Below are 3,094 nucleotides of genomic sequence, written 5' to 3' on the forward strand. Positions count from 1 at the left end.
GTTGCGCAGGGGATGCCAGAGGCCACGCCGGCGCGCCGACAGGAAGCGCTGGGCGATGACCTTGGCAGCGGCGGGGTTCTCGCGCAGGATGAAGGCGCGGACCATGGGATCGCCGAGATAGGCATCGTGCACTGCCTCGATCAGCGTGCCCGAAATGGCGTGCGTGGTTTCGGCGAAGCCGACCAGGCGGTCGACGGTTTCGGCAAATTCGGAGGCGCCACGCGGGCCGTGGCGCATCTGTCCCGATATGAAGCGAGGATTGACGGCACGGGCGCGCACCACCCGCGATACGGCCTCACTGAGCGAACGCGGCTTGGGCTTTTGCGGGTCCGTGGTGTCGAGCACGATGACGTCGGCATTCCTGCCGAGCGCCGCAAGGGCTGCGGAAAAGCCGCCGATGAAGGCGACGTCGGCGGAGCCTTCGAGGATGTCGCGGCCGGGGTCGTCGCCGGTGTGGACGAGAAGATCGGCCTCGGCGATGCGGGTTTCGAAGGCGCCGGGCACCGAGATGCCTTCGCCTTCTGCGCCGCCATAGGCGTGCGATGTGGCGTCGAGATAGGCGCGGCCGATTTCTTCGCGCGCCGCCCAGTTGCCGGAGGACAAGATATCCTCGACGCCGGCGCCGTACGTGCCGGGCGAGGTGCCGAAGATGCGCGGGCTGATCTTGCCGTCAGCGCGGGTTTTGGCCGCGAGCGGGTTTTCCGAATCCTCCTCGTCGCGGGCGGCAACCGCGTTGGCGGCGGCATCGATCAGCGCGATCTGGGTCGGGAACATATCGCGGAACAGGCCTGATATGCGCCAGGTGACATCGACGCGTGGCCTTCCGAGCGGCGCCGGCGGCAATACCTCGATGCCGGTGATGCGGCCGGTCGCCGAATCCCATTGCGGCCGGCAGCCCATCAGAGCCAGGCCTTGCGCGATTTCCTCGCCGCCGGTGCGCAGCGAAGCCGAGCCCCAGAGATCGATGACCAGCGAGCGCGGCCAGTCGCCGTGCGATTGCATGTAGCCGCGCACGACTTCCTCCGCCGCTGCCTTGCCCAGATCATAGGCGGTCGGCGTCGGCATGGTGCGCGGGTCCGAGGTGAACAGATTGCGGCCGGTGGGCAAGACGTCCGAGCGGCCACGCGCGGGCGCCCCGGCTGGACCGGCCTTGACGTGGCGGCCATCAAGCGCGGCGAGCAGCGCCGCTTTCTCGGCGTCAGCGCTTTGTCGCCGCATGGCGTCGGGCTCATCCTCAGGGGCGCGGCCATAGATATGCAGCCCATCCTTGATGGCAAAATCCTTGAGGTCGCAGAGCCAGGCGTCGATGCGGCGCAACGCTTCGTCGGGTGCGTCGGTCGTGGCGACGCCGGCTTCGGAGGCGAAACCGGTCTTTTGCGCGGTGTCGACGATCAGCTTCGCCAGACGATCTCGGCGGCGGCGGTCGAGCCCGTCGGCCTGGGCGTATTCATCGACCAGCCGCTCGAGCTTGTGTTGGTTTTCGTCGAGCCCGGCGCCGGTCAGCGGCGGTGGCAGATGACCAAGGGTGACGGCGGCGATGCGGCGCTTGGCTTGCGCCGCTTCGCCTGGGTTGGAGACGATGAAGGGATAGACGACGGGCAAGGCGCCGGTGACGATCTCGGGAAAGCAGTTCTCCGAAAGCGCAACGGTCTTGCCCGGCAGCCATTCCAGCGTGCCATGCGCGCCGACATGGACCAGCGCGTGGACGCCGAGCGACTTTCGCAGCCACAGGCCGAAGGCGATCAGCGCATGGCGCGGGGGCAGCGTCGGATCGTGGTAGTCGGCGCGGCGGTCGGCGGAGCGGCCGCGATCCGGGGCGAGGGCGATGGTGACGTTGCCGAAGGTGGTGGCGCGGAAGGGGAAACTTCGGCGCGAGGCGCCCCCCTCTGTCCTGCCGGACATCTCCCCCTCAAGGGGGGAGATTGGCAGTTTTGACGCTCCGCCCTCTCCTGCAACACTGGAGGTTGGCGAAACCGGTAATGACAGCGCAATCTCCCCCCTTGAGGGGGAGATGTCCGGCCGGACAGAGGGGGGCGCCTCGCGCAGACCCGTCTCATCTTCCACCTTCCCCCAAGCGGCTTCGACCGCAGCGATTGCCGCAGTCGGCAACTCCGTCGAGAAGGCAATGTAGTTATCTAAGGCCAATCCAGTATCGCTGGCTTCCAGCAAATCCAGCAACCCACGCGGCGTCTCCGGAATTCCCTCAACACCATAATCCTGTCCCTTCAGGTCATGCAGAATGGCCAGCACGCTGGACGGCACGTCGAGGCCGACGGCATAGCCGGTGCGGCCGGGGGCGCTGGGATAATCCGGCATCAGGATCGCCAGCTTGCGCTCGGCGCGGGGCGTCTCCTGCAGGCGGATAAAGGCCGCGACGCGGTCAGCCACTTGCGCCACGCGATCCGGTTCCGGCCGGTTGGCGAAAGCGCGGTGGCCAAGTGCTGGATCGATCTCGCTCTCGCCCTTGAAGGAAATGGCGCCGGCCAGGATGCGGCCGTCGAGCTCGGGCAGCACGACATGCATGGCAAGGTCGGCGGGCGCCAGGCCGCGCTGGTTGCTCTCCCAGATGTCGCGGCGGGTGGTGGCGACGATGACCTGGAAGACCGGCACGCCGGCGCGGTCGAACAAGGTCTCATTGCCCGGTTCGGCACCGGACGCGAAAGCGGTAGCGGTGACGATGGCGGCGGGTTTCAGTGAGGCGAGTGCTGTTTCCACGAAGGCCAGGGATGCCGGGTCCTTGAGGGTGGAGACGAAGATGGGGACCGGGTTGATGCCGCGCTGTCGCAGAGCTTCAAAAAGTGCGTCGATTGGCGCGACATCGGCGGCCAGCAGCATCGAGCGGTAGAACAGGATAGGCACGACCTTTCCCTCCCCCTCGAGGGGAGGGTGGCCCGCAGGGCCGGGTGGGGTCGGTACGACCGGACGCGGCGTTTCTTTGAGTCGGCGCGCCTCGGAGAGGACCCCACCCCCGGCCTGCGGCCGGACCCTCCCCTCGAGGGGGAGGGGGACGACGCCGCGGCCGGGTTCGTAGTAGCCAGCTTTGGGCACGGCGACCGGTTCGATGAAAGGCGCATCCTGTCCCGCCAGCCGTGCC

At 67.9% G+C, this 3,094-nt stretch carries 1 protein-coding gene; it reads right to left on the minus strand.

All coding sequences use genetic code 11. The features are described 5' to 3' along the window. On the minus strand, positions 1-3,094 hold a 3,094-nt coding region (cobN, locus tag EN939_RS27360), incomplete at both ends, for a cobaltochelatase subunit CobN (RefSeq protein WP_272483114.1).

Source organism: Mesorhizobium sp. M7A.F.Ca.CA.002.05.1.1 (assembly GCF_003998335.1).
In the GTDB taxonomy this organism is placed as follows: domain Bacteria; phylum Pseudomonadota; class Alphaproteobacteria; order Rhizobiales; family Rhizobiaceae; genus Mesorhizobium.